Source organism: Hymenobacter terrigena, from assembly GCF_054776515.1.
On sequence record NZ_BAAHBU010000001.1, the window covers coordinates 1,092,394 to 1,115,495 of the forward strand.

The window sequence follows — 23,102 nt, forward strand, 5'->3', positions numbered from 1 at the left end:
ATTTTACAGATTTGGTTGGCCGCAATGGCTATTTAACGGGCGCTGCCTGCGTCATGGGTGTGCCTTTGCCGAGTTTGATGCCCGGCCGGCGCTCGGGGCCGTAGCCGCGCATGTCTACGGTGGGCATCTGGCCTTCCGTCACATGCACCGTGAAGAGGTATTCGTAGTCATTCTCGCCGATTTCCTCCACCGGCGGGGTCGCTCCAAAATCGTCAATCAGCGACAGCACCGTGTTGGAATGGCCCACGATGACCACCGATTTGCCGGCGTATTCTTTCAGAATGCGGTCGGCCAGGTCGCGGCCTCGTTTCGGGTCGTAGGTCTGGGGCTCTAGTTTCAGGGCCTCGGCCAGGGGGGCAAGGGTGGCGCGGGTGCGCTTGGTATCGGTGGTGAACAGGGCCGCGGGATGATGGCGCACCAGTGTTTGGCGCAGGGCCAGGGCGCGGGTCTGGCCCAGGGGCGAGAGCGTGGGGTCGGCGCGGTCGGAGGTCGAATCTTTTTCGGCGTGCCGCACAATGTAGATGGTGGTCACCACGGGCTTGATTTTGGTTTTGGATTTGGCAGCGGCCGGGGCCTGAGCCGCGGCACTATTAGCCAGCGCGACCAGGGCGGCCAGCAGCAGCGGCCAGAATGGGAAGTGGTATTTCATCAGGAAAGCAGGAAGAAAACGTGGTAAGATGTTGTTGGGACAAGATACGCCACAAAGTTTGAGGGGTTCGGAATGGCATGCTTTGGATTGACCAATGGCCTTCATGTACCGTTCAGATGCGCATGTCGTATGTTGTACCCGAAAGCATCACCCGTCATCCTCTTTTTTGCCCATGCACGTTCTGCTCATCGAAGACGAAAAAAGCCTGCACCAGGAAATGCGGCAGTTTCTGCTGCAAGCCCAGTACCTGGTCGACTCGGCCTATACCTACGCCGAGGCGTCGGAAAAACTGTACGTGAGCAGCTACGACTTCGTGCTGCTCGACCTGGGCCTGCCCGGCGGCGACGGCCTCGACCTGCTCCGCGAAGCCCGTCTGAATGAAAACCAGGAGGCTTCGTTCATCATCCTCACCGCCCGCGGCGCGCTCGATGACCGCATCCGCGGCCTCGACCTTGGCGCCGACGACTACCTGCCCAAACCCTTCTCGCTGCTGGAGCTCACCAGCCGCATGCAGGCCATCACCCGCCGCAAGTTCAACCTCAAACGGCCAGAAATCACTTTCGGCCAGGGCTTTAGCATGGACCCTAACGCCCGCATTGTGCGGCACGGCGGCCAGGAAGTGCCCCTCACCAAAAAAGAATTCGACCTGCTGCACTACCTGCTGCTGCACCGGGGCCGCGTGCTCACACGTCTGCAGCTGGGCGAGCACCTGTGGGGCAACGTGCTGGAAGACGATTCCGACTCGAACTACATCGACGTGCACATCAAAAACGTGCGCAAGAAGCTGGCCCAGTTCGCCTCGGCCGACTTTCTGGAGACGGTGCGCGGCATCGGCTACCGGGCGGCGGAGTAACTTCGTTGAGCGACTGAGTAAGGGAGTGACTGAGTGACGTTCTGAACAATCACTTGGTCACTCCTTCGCGCAATTATTAACCACTCAGTCGCTCCCTCACTCAGCCACTCGCATCCGCATGCGTCTCGAAGCCAAGCTTGCCCTGTTCAATGCCCTGTCCAAGCTGCTGCTGGTGTTGCTGGGGGCCATGGTGATTCCGCCCATTGTGCAGCGCGTGGCCGTGGCCCACACCGACCTGCACCTGCGCGCCAAAAAGCAGCAGGTGCTGGCCCTCATCGCCCGCGACGGCCTGCAGGCTTTCGAGCGCGGCGAGCGGGCCGAAACCTACGCCGACTACAACATCTTCAAGCAGGAATACATCACCCTGACGCCGCTGCCCGCCGGCACGGCGCTGCCGCCCGAGCACATTTTTGAAGAGCCCCGGCAGGTCGACCAGCAGGTGGAGGACTTCCGGATTCTGAGCTTTGCCCGGCCGGCCCAGGCTGCCGGCCAGCCCGCGTTTCGGGTTGAGATTGGCTCATCTTTGGAAACGGTGGAATTGCTCACGGGCACCCTGCGCAACCTGGCGCTGTGGGTGCTGGTGGCGGCCTCGCTGCTCACCGTGCTATCCGATGCGGCCTTCGCGCACTACCTGCTGGCCCCGCTGCGCGAGCTGATTGTGCGCAAGCTGCGGGGCATCAAGCAGCCGTCGGATTTTCAGTTTGAACCCATTGATACCGATACTACTGACTTTCGCCGGCTCGACGACCGGTTGAACTCCCTGATGCGGCAGGTGCAGTCGGCATTTGCCAAGGAACGCGAGTTTATGAGCAACGTCAGCCACGAGCTGCTCACGCCGGCCAGCATCCTGCAATCGCGCTTCGAGAATATGCTGCAGGACCCCACCCTGCCTGAGCAGCACGCCCAGCAAATCGTGGAATCGCAGCGCACGCTCTACCGCCTGCGCAACACCGTGCGCACCCTGCTGCTCATTGCCAACATCGAAAACGAGCAGTACCTGCGCAACGAATCGGTGCGCCTGAGCACCGTTGTGGCCGAGGTGGCCGAAGAGCTGGACGACCGCCGCCAGCAGCGCGACATCACCCTGGAAATGGACATCACCGGCGACGACACCCGTCCCCACGCCAACGCCAGCCTGCTGCACACGCTGCTGCGCAACCTGCTCTCCAACGCCATCAAGTACAACCACGAGGGCGGCTCCATTCGGGTGCTGGGGCGCCCGCTGCCCTCCGGGGGCTACACGCTGCGGGTGGAAGATTCCGGCCCCGGCATTGCGCCGGAAAACCTGCCGTACCTGTTCGACCGGTTTCGGCGCTTCAACTCCAATGCGCCCGGCTCGCCGGAGGGCTACGGGCTGGGGTTGCCCATCGCCCAGACCATTGCGGGCTTCCACGGGGCCACGCTGCGAGCCGAGTCGGAAGTGGGCCGGGGCACGGCGTTTATCCTCGATTTTCAGCCCGCCGCCAACTTATTGGCGGGGTTCATGCCGGCTTCATAGGGGTGAGAGTAGCTTCGGGCAGTCATTCAACTTTCCGTGCATACTTTGCTGAAAATCCTGCTTAGTAGCCTGCTGCTGGTGCTGCTGGTGGCCTTGGGTACCGAGGTAGTGGCGCTGCACCGCATTGCCCTGCCCGGCCAAACCACCCCTCCGGTCGTAGTGCGTAAATCGACCACGGCGCCCATGCCGCCCAAAACGGTGCGGCCGGTCGCAATCCGTCGGCCCCCACCAACCAAACTGCGCAAAGCTGCGCTGCTCCCTCACAACAAAGCCCCGGCTAAGTAGCCGGGGCTTTTCGTTTCAACCGGTCCTGGCTATTCCTGATTAGCCACGCCGTAGTCTTCCGAGGGCACGGGCTGGGGCGGCATGGCCACCACCTGCGTTTCGGGCAGCGGCAACTGCCACTGCTCGCTGAGGTGGTCCAGGCCGTGGTCCGCGGTGAGGTCGAACTTGCAGGGCACGATGGAAACGTAGTTGTTGGCCAGGGCCCATTCGTCGGTATCGGTGCCGGGGTCGAGGTTCACGAACTGGCCCACCAGCCAGTAATATGGCCGCTGGTAAGGGTCGAGGCGGCGGTCAAACTCCTCCTGCCACTTGGCGCGGGCCTGGCGGGCCAGGCGCAGGCCGGCAATGGGCGTATCAGAGTTTTTGGGAATGTTCACGTTGAGGGCCGTACCGGCGGGGATGCCGTGGTCGAGGGCGTGGCGGCACACCTGCGTCACCCACTCGTCCACGTGCGAAAAGTCGGCGTTCGGGCCGTACTCGCAGAGGGAAAAACCCACGGCGGGCAGGCCTTCAATCGCCGCTTCAATGGCGGCCGACATGGTACCCGAGTACAGCACGTTAACCGAGGCGTTGGAGCCGTGGTTGATGCCGGACACCACGAGGTCGGGCGTGCGGTCTTTGAGCACGTAATGCTTGGCGATTTTCACACAGTCGGCCGGAGTGCCGGAGCATTCGTAGGCATCCACGTCGGGGCCGAAAACGGGGTTTCGGGTGAGGCGCAGGGCGTGGCCGATGGTGATGGCGTGGCCCATGCCGGACTGCGGCGAATCAGGGGCAACGACGACGACTTCGGCCCCCAGGGCGACCATGGCCTGCACGAGGTGGCGGATGCCGGGGGCGGTGATGCCGTCGTCGTTGGAGACGAGGATGAGGGGACGCGGGAGGGCGGTGGACATAGGCAACGGGTGTTTGGGGAATGGCAAAGGTAGGCGGGCAAGCAAACTCCCCCTTCGCTTCGCTGACCTGCGGTTGGCAAGGAGAGAGTTTCGTTCTCACGTTCCCTTTCCAACCGTTCCTTTGCACCTATGTTCACTCTGCTCCTGGCTTCACTCATGACCCTCGCTCCCACCCTGCCCGCGCCGGCCCCGGCCTGGCGCACGCCGTTCGAAAACGACCCCGCCGGCAATACCACGGCCACCTACGCGGAGTGCGTGGCCTACTACCAGAAGCTGGCCGCTGCTTACCCCGCGCACCTGCACCTGGCCGAAGCCGGGCCGACGGATGCGGGCCAGCCACTGCACGAAGTGGTGCTCAGCGCCGACGGCGACGCCGACCCGGCCAGCACCCGCCGCAAAAACCGCCGCATCCTGTTCATCCAGAACGGCATTCACCCCGGCGAGCCGGAGGGCATCGACGCAAGCATGATGCTGACGCGGGACCTGATGCAGCAGAAGTCGCTGGCGAAGCTGCTGGAACAGGTCACGGTCGTGATAGTGCCGGTGTACAACATCGACGGCATGCTGAACCGCAACTCGACCACTCGCGTGAACCAGAACGGGCCGGCCCAGTACGGCTTCCGGGGCAATGCGCGGCACCTGGATTTGAACCGCGACTACATCAAGCAGGAATCGCGCAACGCGCAGTCGTTCGCGGCGCTGTTTCAGAAGTGGCAGCCCGATGTGTTCGTGGAAACCCACACGTCGAACGGGGCCGATTATCAGTACACCATGACGCTCATTGCCACCCAGCACAGCAAGCTGGCGCCGGCCCTGGGCACCTACCTGCAAGGCCAGCTGCTGCCGGCTTTGTATAAGCGCATGGAGCAGAAAAAGTGGCCCATGACGCCCTATGTGGACTTTGAGGGCGAAACGCCGGAAAGCGGCCTGCGTGCCTTCCTCGAAACGCCGCGCTACTCCACCGGCTACGCGGCCCTGTTCAACACCATCGGCTTCATGCCCGAAACGCACATGCTCAAGGCCTACGCGCCCCGCGTGCATTCAACCTACGATTTCCTGCTGACTATGCTCGAAACCGTGGGCCAGCAGTCGGCCGCCCTGGCCCAGGCGCGCGCCATCGCGACGGCCGTCATGGTTGGACAAACCCGTTTTCCACTCGCCTGGGCCCTGGACGACAGCCAGCCCGAAACCGTGCAATTCCGGGGCTACGAGGCGGGCCACAAGCCCAGCGAAGTGAGCGGCCAGCCCCGCCTGTTCTACGACCGCGCCCGGCCCTTCACCCGGCCGGTGCAGTACTTCAACACCTTCAAGCCCACCGCTACCGCTACGCGGCCCACGGCTTACATCATTCCCAAGGCCTGGACCGAGGTGGCCGACCGCCTGCGCCGCAACGGGGCCACGCTGGAACCGCTACCCCGCGAAGTGACCGCGCCGGTGGAAATCTATTATTTTGAGGATTTCAAAACCACGCCCAAACCCTTTGAGGGGCACTACGTGCACAGCCAGGTACGGCTGCAACCCCGGCCGGAAACCGTCACCTTCCACCCCGGCGACCTGGTGGTGTACCTGAACGAAGCCGCGCCCATCCGCTATCTCGTGGAGACGCTGGAGCCGCAGGCCACCGATTCCTTCTTCGCCTGGGGCTTTTTCGATAGCGTGCTTCAGCAAAAGGAGCACTACTCTGACTACGTGTTTGAAGACCTGGCCGCCGACCTGCTGCGCCGCGACCCCAGCCTGCGCGAACGGCTGGAGAAGCTCAAGAAGGACAACGCCGCCTTCGCCGCCAACGGCCCCGCCCAACTGGAGTGGGTATATCTGAACTCGGCCTACCACGAGCCCGGCCACAACCGCTACCCGGTGGCGCGCTGGCTGGGCCCGGGCCGCTTGGGCGAATAGCGCCCGGGTACCCGCACTACCGGTACCGAACCTGTCGACGCGTATTGTTCCGGCCGAAGCCCGGCGTATCCAATGGGTACGCCGGGCTTCTGTTTTGTGAGGTCGGGCACTGATTTCGCAGCAGGGGAATTGGGTAAAATCCTTACATTTAAGCACGTAATCCAATCCCTTTTCCAACCCCTTTCCACATGAAAAGAAGTTACCCTGATTTTCTGGCCGGCGCGGTGTGCGCCACGCTGCTGCCCAGCCTAGCCCTGGCGCAGGCTCCCATCCTAACGGGGATGATTCCCGCCGCTAATTCAACTGAGATATCGCCGCAACTGGTGAGTCTGAATTTTTCGCAGCCCGTGACAGGAGCGGCGGGCATCCGGGTGTTTGGCAGCCGGAGCCGGGGACTGCTGCCGGGCACCGTCAGCGGCGATGGCACCGCGCAGCTCCGCTTTCAGCCCACGGGGCCCTACTTCGGCTTGGACGAGCTGGTGAGTGTGAGCGTGCCGGCCACGGTGCGCGGTGCGGGCACGGGCGGGGCGGCCACGAGCGGCAGCGTACTACAGTTCCGCACCCGGACGGGCGGCCTCTACACGGGCCTGTTCATTGGCAACACCAGCGAGCCCGAAACCAGCACGACCCTAACGGAGCCGACCCTGGCCGATACGGACAACGACGGCCGATTCGACCTGCTGCTGGCCGATACACAGAACGACCAGGTGCGCCTGTACAAGAGCTTTACCACGAGCGTCCTGGGGCCGGCCACCCTGCTCAGCACCGGCCAGCGGCCCGCCAGCATTGCCGTGGGCGATATGAACGGCGACGGCAACCTCGACCTGCTCACCAGCGCCAACGGCACCGTGAACCCGGGCGTGACCCTGGCCTTGGGCACCGGCCAGGGCACCTTTGGCGCGGCGGTGCCGGTGGCCCTGGGTGCCGCACCCGGCCAGCTGCGGGTGGGCGACGTGAATGCCGACGGCAACCTCGATTTTGTGGTGACGGCAGTGGCGGCTCTGCCCGCGAATGGGCTGCCTGCGGCGGTGCTGGCCGTGCGCCTGGGCAACGGGCAGGGCGGCTTCGTGGCCGCGCCCGATGTGCTGGTGGACCTCGATGCCAGCAACCTGCACCTCGCCGATTTCAACAACGACGGGCGGCTCGACTGCCTGGTGGGCAGTTCCGGCTCGGGCCTGCTCAAAACTTACCTCGGCAACGGCCAGGGCGGCTTTGCGCTGGCCGCCAGCGCGCCCGTGCCCCGCACTGGCCGCACCGACGTGGGCGACCTCACCGGCGACGGCCTACTGGACGTGGCCATGGCCGACAATGCCGGTAACGCGGTGCGCATATACCCTGGCACCGGCACGGGCGGCTTCGGCCCCGCCACGGTGCTGGCCGTGACCGGGCCGCTGGCCGTGCACCTGACCAACGTGAACAGCGACGGCAGCCTCGACGTGCTGGCGACCTACAACAACCCCAGCATCGGAGCCGCGGGCACGGCGCTTTGGACCAACTCTTTCAGCGGCGGCACCTTTGGCAGTGCCCGGCTGCTGGCCAACTGCGCTGGCTCCCAACTGGTGGCGGGGCCGATGGGGGGCTGGCCCGGCCTGGCAATCGTGGACAACGGCGTGAACGGGGCCAGCCCCAACATAAAGCTGCGCCTCAACCAGCCGGTACTGGCCACACGCCCGGCCGCCGCTACGCTGCCCGCCACCTGCTACCCTAACCCCGCCCACGGGCGGGTGCAAGTGCTGCTGCCAAGCGGTACCCCATCCGGCCTCACCTCCGAGGTATTCAACCTGCTGGGCCAGCGCGTGTACCGGCAGCAGGAGGCCGCGCAGCAGCCCGGGGCCACGGCTACCCTCCTGGTAGGCAACCTGCCGGCGGGCCTCTACACCCTGCGCCTCACGGCCGGCGCGCTTACCAATTGCCAGCCGCTTGTGCTCGAATAGTGTATTATTCAGTCGCCTGAAAATGCCGGAACACCCCGCGCACCAATGGGTACGCGGGGCGTTTTCGTGTTTTAGGATGCTGGGGCCGGTTGGGCTTGTCAATGCCCAGGCCCCCAGCGGCGGGGCTGGCGCAGCGAGTGGTCGGCTTAATTGAAGTAGTGCCAGCCCCAGCGCAATAGCGCCACGCTGCCCCAGCCCACCAGCCCCACAATAACCGCTAATAAAACCAGTAGCACTAGTATCAGGCCCCGGCCGCTGCCGCTGTGGCGGCCTTCGGCGTAGTGGCGGCGCAGCAGGGCCACGTTGCGCTCGTTGCTTTTGTAGGCGAAATCGAACACGTTGCCGAGGATGGGAATGCCGCCCACCACGGTATCGATGAGAATATTGAGGGCCATGCGCACCACCACGGCCCCGCTGGCCCCGTGCCGGAACATGGTCATCAGCAACGCCACCGAAACCACCGTGGTGGACAGGTCGCCGACCACGGGCACCAGCCCCAGCAGCGGGTCGAGGCCGAAGCGAAAGCGGGTGCCGGGCAGCTGAAACTGGCTGTCCATGAGCCGGGCCACGCGCTCGACCCAGCGCAGGCGCTCATCGGCATCAAAGGAGGAAGGGAGCGGCGGTTGCGGGCGAAGGAGCATGAGATGAGCTTTGGGAGCAGTACGTACACCGCCGGCCGAACGATGGCTCCCACGGCACAAAACCGCGGCGGCGGGGCTACCGGGCCGGTAAGCGGCTAGGCCAGTCGGCCCAGCACCCAGGCCACGGCCGCGCCCTCGTCGGTGAACGTGCGCAGGGCGAAAGCATCGCCGGCGGCGTAGGCCGCTTCCATGATGGCGCGCAGCTCATCGTCGGCGCGCAGGTTTTCGGCCCTGACGGGGGCTACCAGGAAGGCCAGACGCAGGTGAGCGGGCCGCACCAGGGCGGCGGCCCGGGGCAGCCAGTCGGTGGTGACCCAACGGGCGGCCTCGGCATTGGTGGGGCGGCGGCGCACATCAAGCAGCCAGTGCGGTGTGCCCAGGGCCTCCGGGGCCTGCAGCACGGCCTCGTACTCGGCGCGCTCCGTGCTGGAGGTATGAAAGGTGAGCCAGCGCGCCGTGAACAGGTCCAAATCGGGACGGTAGGCGAGCTGAAGGGAGAGCGGAGAATTCATAGCGCAGAAAACGGCGAAGGGGCAAAACTACGATGCCGCCCAATTTCAGCGGCTCTGATTGCAAGCCATGCCGCTAAAACCGGCGTTTGAGCAGCCCGATTCGCCGCAAAGCCGGGCGCCGGGACACGAAAAAGCCCCGCGCACCAATCGGTACGCGGGGCTTTTTTAGCGATACGCGGACTACAACTGCAGGTCAGCGAAGCTAAAGTCCGTGCTACTAGCCTACCGGCGGCGGCGCGGCTTCTCATCTTCGTCCTCGTCGTCATCTTCGCCGAAGCTCGGCATGGTGAACATCGACGAGAGCAAATCCTTAAACTGCGCGCCGGCCGTGAGGCGGTTGCGCGAAATCAGGCTGTGCTCGCTCAGGCCGTGGAGCAGGAATTCCATGAGGAAATAGGTGTGCTCGGGGGTCTCGTTGGGGTGCAGCTCGGTCACGATGTCGCGCAGGCCGGGCACTTGGTCTAGGGTCTTGCGGTAGTCGGCCGTGCTGGCGTCGTGCAGCAGGTCCAGCGTGTGGCCGTTGCCGAACCACTCCTGCACCGTTTTGTAGGGCGAGGGGCGGTTTTTGAGCTTTTTGGCCTTGTCGGGGTCGGGGAAATAGTTCAGGAACAGCGTGCGAATGGCCTTGCCCATCAGCTTCTCGGCCACGATACCGGCCCCCTCCTGCTCGCCTTCGTACACCAACTCCACTTTGCCCGTCACGGCGGGCACCGCCGAAATGAAGTCGCCCAGGCGCACATAGGTGTTGTTTTCGCCGTTCACCAGCGCCCGGCGCTCGGCTCCGGCAATCACCTGCTCGTAAGCCGAGATGGTGAGGCGGGCCGACACGCCCGACTTGGCATCCACGAACTCGGAGCCGCGCGCCTCCACGGCCACCTGCTCCACGAGGTCGTGGATGACTTCGTTGCTGGTCACCATGCCCTTTTGCTCGTCTTTGATGCGGGCTTCCTGCTTGGTGATGCGCTTGCCGATTTCGATGGACTTGGGGTAGTGCGTGATAATCTGCGCGTCAATCCGGTCCTTAAGCGGCGTGACGATGCTGCCGCGGTTGGTGTAATCCTCCGGGTTGGCCGTGAACACAAACTGAATATCGAGCGGCAGCCGCACCTTGAAACCGCGAATCTGAATGTCGCCCTCCTGCAAAATATTGAACAGCGACACCTGAATGCGCGCCTGCAAATCGGGCAACTCGTTAATCACGAAAATGCCCCGGTGCGCCCGCGGAATCAGCCCGAAGTGAATCACCCGCTCATCAGAATACGGCAGTTTCAGCGTGGCCGCTTTGATGGGGTCGGCGTCGCCGATGAGGTCGGCCACCGACACATCGGGCGTGGCCAGCTTCTCAGTGTAACGCTCGTCGCGGTACACCCAGGCCACCGGCGTGTCGTCGCCCTTCTCGGCAATGAGGCTTTTGGCAAACACCGACAGCGGCTGCAGCGGGTCGTCGTTCAGTTCGGAGCCGGCCACCACGGGCATGTACTCGTCAAGCAAGTTGATGAGCAGGCGCGCAATGCGGGTTTTGGCCTGCCCACGCAAGCCCAGCAGGTTAATGTGGTGCCCGGCCAGAATAGCGCGCTGCAACTCCGGAATGACTGTTTCCTCGTAACCGAAGATACCGGGAAACACGTCTTCTTTATTCTTTAGCTTCTGAATCAGGTTCTCCCGCAATTCGGCTTTCACGGTGCGGGATTTATAACCACTGGCGCGGAGCTGGCCCAGGGTACGGATAGTTTCGTGCTTCATAAAGGGTGTTGGCGGGAAACTGGCTTCCCAAGGTCTTTAACCGCGAAAGGGGGGCTGAGGTTCAGGCCAGCTGGTGCGAAAGGCATTGGGCTGGTTGGCTCTGGCGTAGCGTTGGCAGTCTGGGGATGAGGCAGTAGCTTTACCCGCATTCTCACCTTTCTTTCCTGTATTACATGCATCGCATTATTCTAGGGCTGAGCGTAGCCGCCATGCTTGGTCTGGGCCAAGCCCACGCGCAATCGGGCTACCAGTCCATTTTCAACTACCAGGGCGGCAAATACCCATTCACGGCCACCGAACCACTGTACGTGGTGTTGCCCGAACCCATGCCCGAGCCGCAGCTCAGCAAATCCTTCAAGAACCGAAAACCCGCGCTTCTGACTGCCTATCTGGCCGAAATAGCGGCCCAGCGCACCGCCTTGGAGTTGGCCACTAAGCAGTGGCATCTGTCGCCGGTGTCGGCTATCTCCAACGCGCAGGCTCAGCAGTTTGCTCTCGATAAGCAAACCAGACGCTTGGTACTCACATTTGGGATGGTTGCCCAGGGCTCGGTCAACGGCAATGGCCAGTACAGCGGTCTAACGTATGGAATTCCGGCCCTGCTGATTAACGAGATGGGCGGCAAAAATCCCATCGGTGCCGCATTCCCAAACATAACACAGCTGTTCGGGCAGCTCTACTGGCCCTACGACATGCACTATTGGCAGGAATCGTATCCCAGCAGCGAGATGGTACCGGCTGTGCAGCAGTTGCAGGCCTACGCGCAGCAGCGAGCCACCGGCCAATCGCCGCGCGAAATTGAACGGGCCGCAGAGGCTGGCCTGGGCCACAGCGCCGAACTGCTGCCCAGCCGCACCCTGCTGCTTAGCCGCAATCAGCTATCGAAGAGCCTGACCGAAGCCACTCTGGCTAAGGTGTACCCGCATCCGGTACAGGTGGTCGACCAAGCCGGCTTCGATGCCGCGGTAGCCGCCGCCGATGCCCGCTACGTTTACGTTCGCTACGTCACGCTCCGAAAGGAACAATACTACCAACTCGTCGATGCCAGCAACGGCAAGGTGTTGGGCTGGTCGAAGTTTCACGCCTCGCACTCCGAGGACATCGGTCACCTGGAAGACGACGACGTGAAACAGCTGGTGAAAACCGCTACCGGCCGCTAGCGACCTAAGCCCCGCCCCTACAAGGTTTTACGCCGGTTCTTCTTGTAGTCCTCGAACACCAGGTGCCCCAGCCCTTTCAGGCCCGAATAGTAGGCCTTGCCCTGGTTCACCTCCGTGAATTCCTCCACAAACTTCTGCAGATACGGGTCGGAGGTAATCATGAAGGTGGTGATGGGAATTTTGACGCGGCGGGCAGCGGCGGCCAGGTTTAGGGTCTTGTTCACCACCTTGCGGTCGAGGCCGAACGAGTTTTTATAGTAGCCACCGGACTCTTTCAGGCAGGTAGGCTTGCCATCGGTAATCATGAAAATCTGCTTGTTGGGCGTTTTGCGCTTGCGCAGCAGGTCCATGGCCAGCTCTAGGCCGGCCACGGTGTTGGTGTGGTAGGGCCCGACCTGCAAGTAGGGCAAATCCTTTATCTCAATCTGCCAGGCGTCGTTGCCGAACACGATTACGTCGAGGAAATCCTTGGGATACTTCTGCTTCACGAGCTCGGCCAGGGCCATGGCTACCTTCTTGGCCGGGGTGATGCGGTCCTCTCCGTAGAGAATCATCGAGTGCGAGATGTCAATCATCAGCACGGTGCTGGTCTGCGACTTATGCTCGTTTTCGCGCACTTCCAAGTCGCCCTCGGTCAGCATGAACTCGCCGCTGTCCATGCCGTGGTTGAGCTGGGCGTTGCGGATGGATTCGGTCATCTGAATCTGCTCCAGCGAATCGCCGAAGCGGAACTCGCGCAGGTCAGTGCTTTGCTCGTCGCCTTGGCCGGTGTGGGGCGTGCGGTGGTTGCCGGTGCTGCTCTTTTTCAGCTTGCCGAAAACCTCCTCCAACGCACTCTTACGGATGCCCTGCTCGGTTTTGGGCGTAATTTTAAACGCGCCCTTTTCCTGCTCGTTTTCATCGATGTAACCTTTCTTTTTCAGGTCATCGATGAAATTACCCATGCCGTAGTTGTCGTCGGTGAGGCCGTATTGCTTGTCAAGCTCATTGAGCCATTGCAGCGCCTCGCCCACGTCGCCGGAGGTGATGGTAACGAGCTGCATGAACAGCTTAAACAACGACTCAAAGCCCTTCTCGGGCTGGTCTTCGGGCACAAAATCGCGGAAGCGGAAGCCAACGGCCATATAATTCTTCTTTCAGGATAGGCTTAGAAAACAAGCACGGTGCGGGCAATGTTCAATTGGGAGTAGCGCGAAGCTCCAGCTGCGCGTTTCGGTCGCCCAATTTGCGCAGGCACTCCCTTCTTTAACCATACGCGAAGCTGGAGCTTCGCGCTACCTCCCACCCAATGAAAGCCATCTGGAACAACACCGTTGTGGCCGAGAGCGACTATACCGTCGTTATCGAGAACAACCACTATTTCCCCGCTGATTCCATCAAAAAGGAGTTTTTTGAGGACAGCATTGCCCAAACCAGCTGCCCCTGGAAAGGCCGCGCCAGCTATTACTCGCTGAACGTGAACGGCGAGAAAAACAAAGATGCCGCTTGGTATTACCCTGAGCCTAAGGACGCTGCCAAGGAAATAAAAGGCCGTGTGGCGTTCTGGAAAGGCGTAAAAGTGGAGAAGTAAAAGGGCTACTATGAATTTATTGAAAGACCGTTATGCTTTGACTTCGCTCAGCATGACGGTCTTTTAGATTTACGGTTAGCCCGCCCCAAACTGCGCAAGAATCGGGTTTCCACCCTTCCTATCAAGTGCGATTTTTGTAGTCAATCAGCGAATCAATCTCATGACTGACTACCAGCGCATCGCCGCCGCCCTCACCTACGCCCAGGCCCATTTTCAGGCTCAGCCCGACCTCGACGAGCTGGCCCGGCAGGCCCACTGGAGCCCGTTTCATTTCCAGCGCAAGTTTCAGGAGTGGGCCGGCGTGTCGCCCAAGAAATTCCTGCAATACCTCAGCCTCGACCACGCCAAGCGGATGCTACGCCGGCAAGCCTCGGTGGCTGAGGCGGCGCACGAAACCGGCCTCTCCGGCACTGGCCGCCTGCACGATTTATTCGTGACGCTGGAAGCCATGACGCCCGGCGAATACCGCCACGGCGGGGCCGCGCTGGCCATCAGCTACAGTTTCGGCGAGAGTCCGTTTGGGGCTTACTTGGTGGCTTCTACCGCCAAGGGCATCTGTAAGCTGGTGTTCGTTGACGACCAGGAAACGGCCGTAGCCGAGCTGCGGCGGGAGTGGCCCAACGCAGCTTTAACCGAGGAGAGAACAGCCTTGCACGGTGAAGTAGCGCAGTTTTTCACCCGCGACTTCCCGCCCACCGGCCGGCTGCACCTGCACCTGAAAGGCACACCGTTTCAACTGAAAATCTGGGAATCATTGCTGCGAGTGCCGGAGGGCGAGTTGCGCACTTACTCGCAGCTAGCCGAGGCCGCCGAACGCGGCGCGGCCGTGCGGGCGGCGGGCACGGCCATCGGGGCCAATCCGGTGGCCTACCTCATCCCCTGCCACCGCGTCATTCGCGGCACCGGCGAGCTGGGGCAGTACCGCTGGGGCAGCACCCGCAAGGCCGCGCTGCTGGGCTGGGAATCGGCCCACCAAGCCCTTGCCAGTGGCGTGCCTGCAGGTTTGCATTGATGGCTACTGCACGGTCAGGCGCTGGCTGAAAGTGCCGATGGTGGTGCTGGCCCGGAGCACGTACACCCCGGGCAGCAAAGCCAGTGCCGGCAACGCCCGCCCGCCTTGCCCGGGCACGCCCGGCAGAACAACGTCGAGCAGATGGCGGCCCATGCTCGAAAAAACCGCTACCCGCACTTCGCCCTTCCAGGCGGCGGGGGGCAGGTCTACCCATAGGGCCGCCGGGGTGGTGGCCGGGTTGGGGTATACCTCAATGCCGGGAAGGCTACTGTGGCGGGCGGGCGCATTCAGGCTCACGGCTACGGCCGCCGGAGCACCGGGCAACCCCAGCCCGGTCGTGAGCAAATCCAGGTCGCCATCGCCGTCCACATCGGCTACGGCCGTGCTCACCGGGTTCAGGCCGGCGGGAACGGGGGCAGTGGCGGAGAAATTGCCCTGGCCGTCGTTCAGGCCCACCGTGAGCGTGCCGTCGGTGCCGTTGGTTACCAGCAGGTCGAGGGTGCCGTCGCCATTTACGTCCCCGGTCGTCACCCATTTGGGCCCATTGCCTACGGGCACGTCGGTAGTGCCCCCGAAACTGCCGCGGCCGTTGTTGAGGCGCACGCTCACGCTTTGCCCGTCGTAGTTGGCCGTTAGGATGTCAAGGTCGTTGTCGCCGTCCACATCGGCCACGGCCAGGCGCCAGGGGCTGCGCCCCACGGCCAGGGTATTCGAAAAACCAGCGCCTCCAAAAGTACCCTTGCCGTTGTTGGGGGCGATGATGACGCGGTTATTGGCCACATCGGTTCCGAGCAAATCCAGGTCGCCATCGGCATCGATGTCGGCCAGCACAACGCTCTGCATGCCATTGAGCACGGAGGATTGCGGCACCCACTGAAAGATGCCCGCGCCGTTGTTGACGTACACGCTCACCGCGCTGCCAATGTTGGTGGACACCACAAAATCCAGGTCGCCGTCGCCGTCCACATCGCCCACCGCCACCCCCAGCGCCGAAGTCGACACGGCCGGGTCTGAGCCCGGCGAAAAGTTGCCGCTGCCATCATTCAGCCGGATGCTCACCATGCTGCTGATGCCCCGGCCCACGCTGATAAAATCCAGGTCGCCGTCGCCGTCCACATCGGCCGGCACCACCTGGTAAGGGCGCTGGCCCACGGCCACTTCGGCTTTGGCGATGAATAGGCCCCGGCCATCGTTCAGGCGCACGCTCACGGTGTTGTCGCCCGCGTTGGCCACCAGCAGGTCCACGTCGCCGTCGCCGTCCACATCGGCGGGGGCCACCCCAAAGGGCTGCCGGCCCACCGGCACCTCGGGGGCCGGCCCGAAGCTGCCCGCCGCGCTATCGGCGGCCACCGTGAACTGGTACACGTACGGCTGGGTCATGCTGCCCCCGGTGCTGTTGCTCTGCACCGTGCGGGACACCGTCACCGCCACCACTTCGCCAGGCTGAAAGCCTCGCGCCTGGTACAAAAACCCGGACTTTGCCTGGGGCTCCATCGTCACGCCATAGTTGTTGGGGCTGAAGGAAGAAGTGTTGTAGCTAACCGTGCGCCGGCCGCCGTACTGAGCCGAAAAGACGCGCGCACCACCTATAGAGGAAAAATTCACGGGCTGCGAGAAAACCATTTCAACCGTGGAGCGGCGGGCTACGGCGCGGGCATTGGCGGTTGGCTCGGTGCGCACCAGGGCCAGCGGCACCAGCGGCACCAGCCGGGCCGGATTGAAGCGGACGCTAATGGCCGCCCCGCCCGAGTTGGCCGCGAGCAGGTCGAGGTCACCATCGCCGTCGAGGTCGCCCAGGGCCATGCCCTGGGGGGTGCTGCCGACCGCCACAGTGCCACCCACAATGAAATTGGCCCCACCACTATTGAGCAAAAGCGTTACCGTATTAGCGGTGGTGCTGCTGGCCAGCACGTCGAGGTCGCCGTCGCCATCCACGTCGCCCAGGGCCACGTTGCTGGGGCGCAAGCCCACCGGCCGGTACTCAAAAAAAGTGAAGTGCCCGGTGCCATCGTTGAGGTAAGCACAGGCCGATGCATCCAGCAAATTAGCCGTCACCAGGTCCAGGTCGCCGTCCGCGTCGAGGTCGCCGGCCGCCAGGCAATCGGTGTAGAAGTTGAGCACCGCATCGGCGCTGCCGCTGAACTGACCGAGCCCGTTGTTGCGCATAATGCGCAGGACCGAGCGCGAGGTTTCGTTCACGGCGGCCAGCACGTCGAGGTCGCCGTCATTATCCACGTCGCCCAAGGTCATCCAGGCCAGCACTTGCCCCACTACCAGCTCGGTAGTGCCCGAAAACACTCCTTGCCCGTTGTTGAAGCGCACGCTCACCGAGCCCATCGAGGTGTTGCCCGTGGCCAGGTCGAGGTCGCCATCACCGTCGAAGTCGCCCATTGCCAGACTCTTGGCCTGCAAACCCACCGACACCTGCACAACGCTGGCAAAGCTGCCGCCGCCGTTGTTGCGCAGCACCCCCACCGAGCCGTAGTAGTTGGCCGTGAGAATGTCCAGGTCGCCGTCGGCATCAATATCGGCGGTTACCACCGTAATGGGCGGTCCGCCGGTGCTCAGCTCGGTGCCGCCGGTGTACGTGCCCAGGCCATTGTTGAGGCGCAGGCTCACGGTGGCGGCCCCGTAGTTGGCCGTTAGCAGGTCGAGGTCGCCGTCGCCGTCCACATCGGCCACCGCCACGCCCCAGGGCTGGCTGCCACTCGGCACCTCCGTGCCCCCCGTAAAGGCCCCCGTGCCGCCCATTGTCGCCGCCGTGAACTGGTACACGAAAGGGCTGGCCCCGGTGCCGCCAGCGTTTTGCACGCTGCCGGGCACGCTCACCTGCACCGTTTCGCCCGGTTTGAAATCGGGCAATTGCCCGTTCGGGGCCGTGGGGGCCAGCGTAACGGTGCCGGCGCTGGCACCAATGGTGGCCGTGCGCCGTCCCCCGCCCTGCGATGAAAACACCCTGATAGCCCCCGCCGTGGCCGGATTAATATTTTGGGAGAAAGGCACCGACACCGCGCTGTTGCGGGCAGCGGCGGGCGCGTGGCGGGCCGGGCTGAGGTTTGCACTCACGACCACAGGTCCCTGCGCCCGGGCTCCGAAGCCCGTTAGCAAAACGCAGGTGCCAACGATGAAAGAGGTAGCTAATGAGGAAAGGTGCGTCATATCAGGAATTTGCGAACCCGACAAATGTAGTAGGCAAGCTCCACCAGCGACCACAAAAAAAGCATCCCTGCCGGCCACGTGGCCGGCAGGGGTGCTTCCCGAGGAAAGGCGGTGACTGCTACGCTACGAAATCCACTTGAACTTGTATTCCAGCTTGGGCACGGGCATGCGGTCGGCCACGCGGCGCAGGCGGTTGGGCAGGGCCATCACGTAGTCGCGGGCCTTCTCGGCTTCGCCGGTCAGGTCCTTGAGGTGCTCGATGTCCCAATCGGCGATGAGCGAGTCCAGGATGTCGGTGTAGTCGTTGCTCGTGTACACGCCCAGGCGCTGGGCGGCATCGGTGAAGTGGCCGAAGGTTTTGCCCATTTCCACGCCCATTTCGCGCATATAGTGAGCCGGCATCACAATCTTCTTGCGCATCATGTCGGCAAAGGCCAGCATCATTTCCGATGGGTCGTACTTGAAAATCTCGGTCACGAAGGCCTTGTACACGCGGGCGTGGCGGTTTTCATCGCCCGCAATCATGCCGCAGATTTTGGAAAGCTGGTCGTCGCCGGCGGTGCGAGCCAGCTGGCCCACGCGGCGGTGCGAAATGTTGGTGGCCTGCTCCTGGTAGCTGGTGTAGACGAAGGCGCGGTACGGGTCGTTGGCCGTGCCGAGGTCGAAGGCGTCGTTGATGAGGTATTGCGTCGAAACTTCAAACTCGCGCATGTTCACGCGGCCCGAGAGGTAGAGGTAGCGGTTGAGCAGGTCGCCGTGGCGGTTTTCTTCGGCCGTCCAGCCCCGAATCCACTCGGCCCAGCCGTTGTTGCGGTCGCGGTTGATGTTGTCGAGCTCGTGGAACCAAGCTTCGTAGTTGGGCAGGGCTTCCTCGGTGATGGTGTCGCCGATGAGCACGGCCAGCAGGTCGTAGCTCAGGCTGCCGGCTTTTTCGCGCAGCTCTTTTACTTCGTCAAAAAACGTGTCGCGGCGCGAATCGGGCAGGAAGTCGGCGGGTTGCCAGCTGTCTTCCACGCTTTTGAGGAAGGTGTTCATGTTCGACTTCACGAAGCTTTCCATCTGCTGCAGAACTTCGCCGCGGGTTATCGATATGGAGGTTTGCATAGAAATAAGGCGAAAAAAGCGTGAGGGGTTAATGAAGAAACGCTTTTCGCGCAACAAAGGTCTGCCCCAACCGTAGGGGCTCGGGTATAAGATTATGGCATTAGGCGGGCCGACGGGGCAGAAATAAGCCCCGAGGGTCACAAAATCAGCATTCCGGCTAGGGTTGAACGTGGTACAGCCATACCGTCGAAACGGAGCCATCAGCTGGCGTCACCTTTTCGAGCGAGAGCAACAGGCGCGGCCCATCAAAGCGAAAGCGGCGGTTGAGCCAGTCCGCCGTTTCGGGCGTGAGCACCCACAGGGCCTGGGGCGGCTGGCCGGCGGCCAGCGGCTGGGCCAGGCGGCGGAGGCATTCGGTTTGGTCGGTGGTGCCGGCGAGGGCGTAACGCAGGCGGGCCTGTGAGGCATCGTGCGAGGGCCAGCCGCTGAGCATCAGCACCGGGCCGGGGCCGAGGGAATAGGTGCGGAAGGGCGAGAGGCTTTTCAGGAAGTCGTTGGTGCCGGCCAGGATGCGGACGCGACCGGCCGACTGGTTCTGAATGTAGCGCAGGGCATTTTCATTCCGGCGCTGCTCCTGGCTCAGCACTTGGTGGCGGTGCCAGGTTTTGGCAGCATACAGGATAATAATTAGCAGCATGACAACCGTGGCCAGGCGGCGGGACCTCACCCCTACCGGCCCCTCGCCAAAAGAGAGGGAAGCCTGACGGTTATAGCCAGCTGTTACTGATGTCGCGATAGATGCATGAGCTTCATTAGCTGCTTCAATAGATTCATCGAGTCTCGCTTGCCCAACAGCTTTCAGCCAGAATATCAGGCTGGTTAGCAGCCAGAAATCTAGCAGCGGCAGCGCCAGCCGGGGAGGCAGCTTGAATAAGCCGGCCAGCACACTCAGTGCGCCAACAAACCCGAGCTGTACCAGCCAGAACCAACCGTGGCGGCCCCGGCGGCGGGCTACGGCCACGGCCGTGGCTGCCAGCGCCAGCAGCAGCGGGAAGTAGTCGTGCACCAGCAGAATGAATCGTTGGCGCAGCTTGGCGGGCACCTCATGGGTCAAAAAAGCTTCCGCATCGAAGCGGTAGGCGCGCTGGGTCAGGGCTTCGTTTACCACCGTGGAGTCGCCCAGCAACCACAGGCCGATGGCGGCGGTACCGAGGCTATCGGCCGGGGTGCGCGGCTGAGGCTGAAGCTGGTCGAAATCCAGAATGCGGCTGAATGCGGCGTCGCGGCGTTGGGCACGGGTTTCGGCCGGGGTTTGGAGCCAGAGAAGTGCGCTGGTGGCCAATAGCAGGCCCAGCCCGGCGCTGCCCAGAACAGGAGCCGCTCGCCGCCAGCTCCCCGCCAGCCAAACGGCCGCCGGCATCACGGCAGCAGCTCCTAGCACGGCCAAACTAGGGCGAATCAGCCACGCCGCGCCCAACGCCATCAATCCCAGCAACAGCGCCCCGCGCCGGCCGGGCCGCTGGGCCGCAAACAGCACGCCCGCGCCCGCCAGCAGCAGTGCCACCCGCCCGTGGCTGAACCACAGCCAGTGCTCAAGCCACGCCAGCCCGAAAAACAAAGTCAGCACCAACGCCCGCGGCCCCGGCCGCAGGTGTGGCCGCATCATCTTATCCAGCACCGCGAAGGTGAGCAACGTGGATGCCGCTAGCAGTGCGCCCAGCAGCAGTCCCAGCCACGGCACGCCGGGCGCGGCGGTGTAGGCGGCGGCCAGCAGGTGCCCGTAGCCGTGCAAAAACAGTGGCACCGAAACCACCGGTTTCAGCGCCAGAATACCGCCGAAAAGCCAGGCCAGCGTGGCATCGTCGTTGGTTTCGTAGTAGCTGCCGAGGCCGAGCACCGTGGCCGCGCTCAAGGCCAGGGGCAGCAGCACGGTACGCACACGGGAAGCCGAAAACCAGTTCATGGGCGCAAGAACGGGACTGCGGGCGGCTTTTAGCCCAGCGGCAGACGGGCCAGCTGGCCCAGCAGGTGGTCGAGGGTGGTAGCGTGGCCGGTCTGACGTATCAGCGCGTAGAGGGCGCGGCCCTGGGTGGCGTGGCGGTGGCGCAGAGCCTGGCGCAGCTCCCAACGCAGGCGCGTGGCCAGGGCGGCACGCTCGGCATAAGTGCTGGCCAGGTCGAGGGCCTTGTCGCAGACGCGGATGGTGGAAGCCAGGTAAGGGTCGTGGCGCTGGTAGGCTTTGGCGCTCATGCTACGCGGGTGCTTGCGCTTGCGGGTCGTCACTTCGTCGAGGTAGAGAAACTGCCAGTCGCGGCTGGCCCGCACCCAGAAATCGAAGTCCTCGTAGGCCAGGGTTTCGTCGTAGCCGCCCAGGCTTTCCAGGCAGGCGCGGCGCATCATCATGGTGGGTGTGCTGATGAAGTAGCGTCGCAGCACGTCGGCAAATACCCAGCCATTGGCGGGCGCGGGTTTCAACTGGCCGGGTCCGTCGGGCCGGTGGTGCAGGCCCAGCGAATGGCCGGCTTCGTCAATCAATTCGCAGTTGGAGTACACCACGCCCACCTCCGGCGCGGCGGCCTGGAACTGGGCTACCTGCTGCGCCACCCGCGCCGGCAGCAGCACGTCATCGGTGGCGAAATCAATCACAAATTCGCCTTTGCTTTGAAAGAAAGCGGTATTGAAGGCGCGACAGTTGCCCACGTTTTCGGGCAGCAGCAGCAGGTGCCAGGTGGGGTTTTGGGCGGCGTATTCGCGCAGAATGTCCGGGCTGTTGTCGGTGCTGGCATCGTCCACCAGCCATACTTCCAGGTGCGGGTAGGTTTGGGCCACAATGGAATCCAACGCTTCGCGCAGGAATGGCGCGTGGTTGTGGCACAGCGCCACGATGGTGACAATTGGCGCTTCGCTTGGTGAAAAATAGAAAATGGGCAACGATGAATCAGGCATGGGCTGGCAAACGGAATAACAAGATTAATTCTTTATCCCTCCTTACTCGATTTCACGTGCCAACCCCAGCATACTATCAGTAACAGCCCATACCGCACCGCGTGCGCCCACACTGCGCCGGCCAGGCCCAGGCGCGGCAGTAGCACCGTGAGCAGCGCCGCAAACACCGCCGCCGAGCCTGCCTGCACCGCCACGTACGGCCCCGTGCGCGCCCGGGCCGTGAGTTGGAAGATAAACAGCCAGCTCAGCAGCTTGGCCCAATCTCCCAGCAGCTGCGGGGCCAGAAACTCCCGCGCCCCCAGCAGCCGGGGCGCAAACAGCAGCGGCAGCAGCCAGTCGCGGCACACGAAAATCAAGCCCAGGCCCACGGCCAGCACCGGGGCCAGCAGCGCCAGCACGCCGCGCAGGTAGCGCCGCGCGGCCAGCGGCTGGCCCGCCAGCGCCGCCAGCCGCGGGTAAAACACGCTGCTCATCACCGCCCCAAATACCATGGTGTAGTTATCCGAGAGCTTGGCCACGGCCTGCCACAAATCGGTGCGGGCCGGGCCGAAGCTGGCTAGTAAGTAGTCGCGTAGCACATAATCCACGGCCTTGCCAAAAAGCAGCGTGCTCACCGCCATCAGCAAAAACTGGCTGAGCCGCCGCAGCGCCAGCCGGCTGATGGGCGCAGCCGGCCGCAAGCCCTTCAGCAACCCGGCCCCGGCTGCCAGTGCCAGCGCCGGCAACAGCGTAAGCCCCTGGGCCATCAGGTACGCCAACAGCACCACCCGCAGCGGCCAGCCGCCCAGCAGCGTGGCTGCCGTAGCCGCAGTGCCCAACAGCGCCAAAGTCACCGTGAGCCCAAGGTATGCCCGCAGCCGGCCGGCCGCCAGCAACGCGCTGCCCAGCATGGCCTGCCCGGTAATCAGCCCGATGCCCAGCATGAACATTACCAGACTGCCCCACCCCCAGCCCAGCAGGCCGCGCGCAGCCAGCCCCCCGGCCGCGGCCAGCAGCGCCGCCGCGTTGAGTACTATGGCCGCGCCCAGCCAGGCGCGGTAGCGCGGGCTGCCCGGCCGCAACGGCGCGAGGTACTTCACCAGGCCCACCTGCACGCCATCGTAGGGCAGGGTGGTGAGCATGGCCATCAAGTTCTGGAACTGGGCCAGCAGGGTAAGGCCGCCGGCCGGCGCATACGTGGCAAACAGCTTATTGACGATGAGCGAGCCCGCCGCCCGCGCCACTACCGCCACGCCCGTGCCCAACGAGCCCCGCACAAAGTGCCGGATGGGAGATTTGGCAGGGGAAACAGTGGTGGGCATAGA

General features: G+C 63.5%; 19 protein-coding genes. 8 read left to right on the forward strand and 11 right to left on the reverse strand.

From position 1 onward, the window contains the following. Nucleotides 1-28: 28 nt before the first annotated feature. Nucleotides 29-649 carry a phosphoglycerate mutase family protein gene (locus ACYU7Q_RS04385; protein WP_460608215.1) on the reverse strand — a complete coding sequence of 207 codons (621 nt, stop codon included), beginning with the start codon at nucleotides 647-649 and terminating at the stop codon, nucleotides 29-31. A gap of 172 nt (nucleotides 650-821) precedes the next feature. Here ACYU7Q_RS04385 and ACYU7Q_RS04390 point away from each other — a divergent pair, with 172 nt between their 5' ends. The 3 genes from ACYU7Q_RS04390 to ACYU7Q_RS04400 all read left to right on the forward strand — a co-directional run bounded on the left by ACYU7Q_RS04390 (nucleotide 822) and on the right by ACYU7Q_RS04400 (nucleotide 3,285). Further along, nucleotides 822-1,502: a response regulator transcription factor gene (locus tag ACYU7Q_RS04390; RefSeq protein ID WP_198068200.1), complete on the forward strand. Its 681-nt coding sequence runs from the start codon at nucleotides 822-824 to the stop codon at nucleotides 1,500-1,502. 118 nt (nucleotides 1,503-1,620) lie between these two features. Then, entirely contained in the window at nucleotides 1,621-3,000 is a 1,380-nt protein-coding gene (locus tag ACYU7Q_RS04395; RefSeq protein ID WP_460608216.1) for a sensor histidine kinase, read from the forward strand. A gap of 36 nt (nucleotides 3,001-3,036) precedes the next feature. Then, on the forward strand, nucleotides 3,037-3,285 hold the full coding sequence (locus ACYU7Q_RS04400; RefSeq protein ID WP_460608217.1) for a hypothetical protein: 249 nt from the start codon (nucleotides 3,037-3,039) through the stop codon (nucleotides 3,283-3,285). A gap of 29 nt (nucleotides 3,286-3,314) precedes the next feature. Here the strand turns inward: ACYU7Q_RS04400 and surE are convergent, their stop codons facing one another. Next, a complete protein-coding gene (gene surE, locus ACYU7Q_RS04405) occupies nucleotides 3,315-4,181 on the reverse strand; it encodes a 5'/3'-nucleotidase SurE (protein ID WP_460608218.1) in 867 nt (288 codons plus the stop codon). A 129-nt stretch (nucleotides 4,182-4,310) separates the two neighbouring features. Here surE and ACYU7Q_RS04410 point away from each other — a divergent pair, with 129 nt between their 5' ends. Together ACYU7Q_RS04410 and ACYU7Q_RS04415 are read left to right on the forward strand one after the other, a co-directional pair. Further along, entirely contained in the window at nucleotides 4,311-6,077 is a 1,767-nt protein-coding gene (locus ACYU7Q_RS04410) for a M14 family metallopeptidase (protein ID WP_460608219.1), read from the forward strand. A 188-nt stretch (nucleotides 6,078-6,265) separates the two neighbouring features. Beyond that, entirely contained in the window at nucleotides 6,266-8,011 is a 1,746-nt protein-coding gene (locus tag ACYU7Q_RS04415; RefSeq protein ID WP_460608220.1) for an FG-GAP-like repeat-containing protein, read from the forward strand. Nucleotides 8,012-8,157: 146 nt separating this feature from the next. On the opposite strand, the gene ACYU7Q_RS04420 is transcribed toward ACYU7Q_RS04415, so the two are convergent. The 3 genes from ACYU7Q_RS04420 to ACYU7Q_RS04430 form a co-directional block, all read right to left on the reverse strand. Next, entirely contained in the window at nucleotides 8,158-8,652 is a 495-nt protein-coding gene (locus tag ACYU7Q_RS04420) for a DUF4112 domain-containing protein (protein WP_460608221.1), read from the reverse strand. Between the two features lie 95 nt (nucleotides 8,653-8,747). Continuing rightward, nucleotides 8,748-9,164, reverse strand: coding sequence for a hypothetical protein (locus ACYU7Q_RS04425; RefSeq protein WP_460608222.1), 417 nt, complete (start codon nucleotides 9,162-9,164; stop codon nucleotides 8,748-8,750). A gap of 222 nt (nucleotides 9,165-9,386) precedes the next feature. Next, nucleotides 9,387-10,907, reverse strand: a complete 1,521-nt coding sequence (locus ACYU7Q_RS04430) for a P-loop NTPase family protein (RefSeq protein ID WP_460608223.1) — start codon at nucleotides 10,905-10,907, stop codon at nucleotides 9,387-9,389. Nucleotides 10,908-11,080: 173 nt separating this feature from the next. Here ACYU7Q_RS04430 and ACYU7Q_RS04435 point away from each other — a divergent pair, with 173 nt between their 5' ends. Next, nucleotides 11,081-12,067, forward strand: a complete 987-nt coding sequence (locus ACYU7Q_RS04435; RefSeq protein WP_460608224.1) for a hypothetical protein — start codon at nucleotides 11,081-11,083, stop codon at nucleotides 12,065-12,067. 17 nt (nucleotides 12,068-12,084) lie between these two features. Here the strand turns inward: ACYU7Q_RS04435 and ACYU7Q_RS04440 are convergent, their stop codons facing one another. After that, nucleotides 12,085-13,191 carry a vWA domain-containing protein gene (locus tag ACYU7Q_RS04440; protein WP_460608225.1) on the reverse strand — a complete coding sequence of 369 codons (1,107 nt, stop codon included), beginning with the start codon at nucleotides 13,189-13,191 and terminating at the stop codon, nucleotides 12,085-12,087. 164 nt (nucleotides 13,192-13,355) lie between these two features. On the opposite strand from ACYU7Q_RS04440, the gene ACYU7Q_RS04445 reads away from it, so the two are divergent. Beyond that, nucleotides 13,356-13,637, forward strand: coding sequence for a DUF427 domain-containing protein (locus ACYU7Q_RS04445; RefSeq protein ID WP_460608226.1), 282 nt, complete (start codon nucleotides 13,356-13,358; stop codon nucleotides 13,635-13,637). A gap of 160 nt (nucleotides 13,638-13,797) precedes the next feature. Next, complete coding sequence (locus ACYU7Q_RS04450; protein ID WP_460608227.1) at nucleotides 13,798-14,649, forward strand: bifunctional transcriptional activator/DNA repair enzyme AdaA; 852 nt, start codon at nucleotides 13,798-13,800, stop codon at nucleotides 14,647-14,649. Nucleotides 14,650-14,652: 3 nt separating this feature from the next. Here ACYU7Q_RS04450 and ACYU7Q_RS04455 read toward each other — a convergent pair whose 3' ends face one another. The 5 genes from ACYU7Q_RS04455 to ACYU7Q_RS04475 form a co-directional block, all read right to left on the reverse strand. After that, complete coding sequence (locus tag ACYU7Q_RS04455) at nucleotides 14,653-17,808, reverse strand: FG-GAP-like repeat-containing protein (RefSeq protein ID WP_460608228.1); 3,156 nt, start codon at nucleotides 17,806-17,808, stop codon at nucleotides 14,653-14,655. A gap of 123 nt (nucleotides 17,809-17,931) precedes the next feature. Further along, a complete protein-coding gene (locus tag ACYU7Q_RS04460; protein ID WP_460608229.1) occupies nucleotides 17,932-18,912 on the reverse strand; it encodes an acyl-ACP desaturase in 981 nt (326 codons plus the stop codon). 157 nt (nucleotides 18,913-19,069) lie between these two features. Further along, nucleotides 19,070-20,815, reverse strand: coding sequence for a hypothetical protein (locus ACYU7Q_RS04465; RefSeq protein WP_460608230.1), 1,746 nt, complete (start codon nucleotides 20,813-20,815; stop codon nucleotides 19,070-19,072). Nucleotides 20,816-20,844: 29 nt separating this feature from the next. Next, nucleotides 20,845-21,798 (reverse strand): glycosyltransferase family protein, encoded by a 954-nt coding sequence (locus tag ACYU7Q_RS04470; RefSeq protein WP_460608231.1) that lies wholly within the window; start codon nucleotides 21,796-21,798, stop codon nucleotides 20,845-20,847. A gap of 32 nt (nucleotides 21,799-21,830) precedes the next feature. Further along, the gene (locus ACYU7Q_RS04475) at nucleotides 21,831-23,099 is read right to left on the reverse strand and encodes an MATE family efflux transporter (RefSeq protein WP_460608232.1); all 1,269 of its coding nucleotides are present in this window, start codon (nucleotides 23,097-23,099) and stop codon (nucleotides 21,831-21,833) included. Nucleotides 23,100-23,102: the final 3 nt, after the last annotated feature.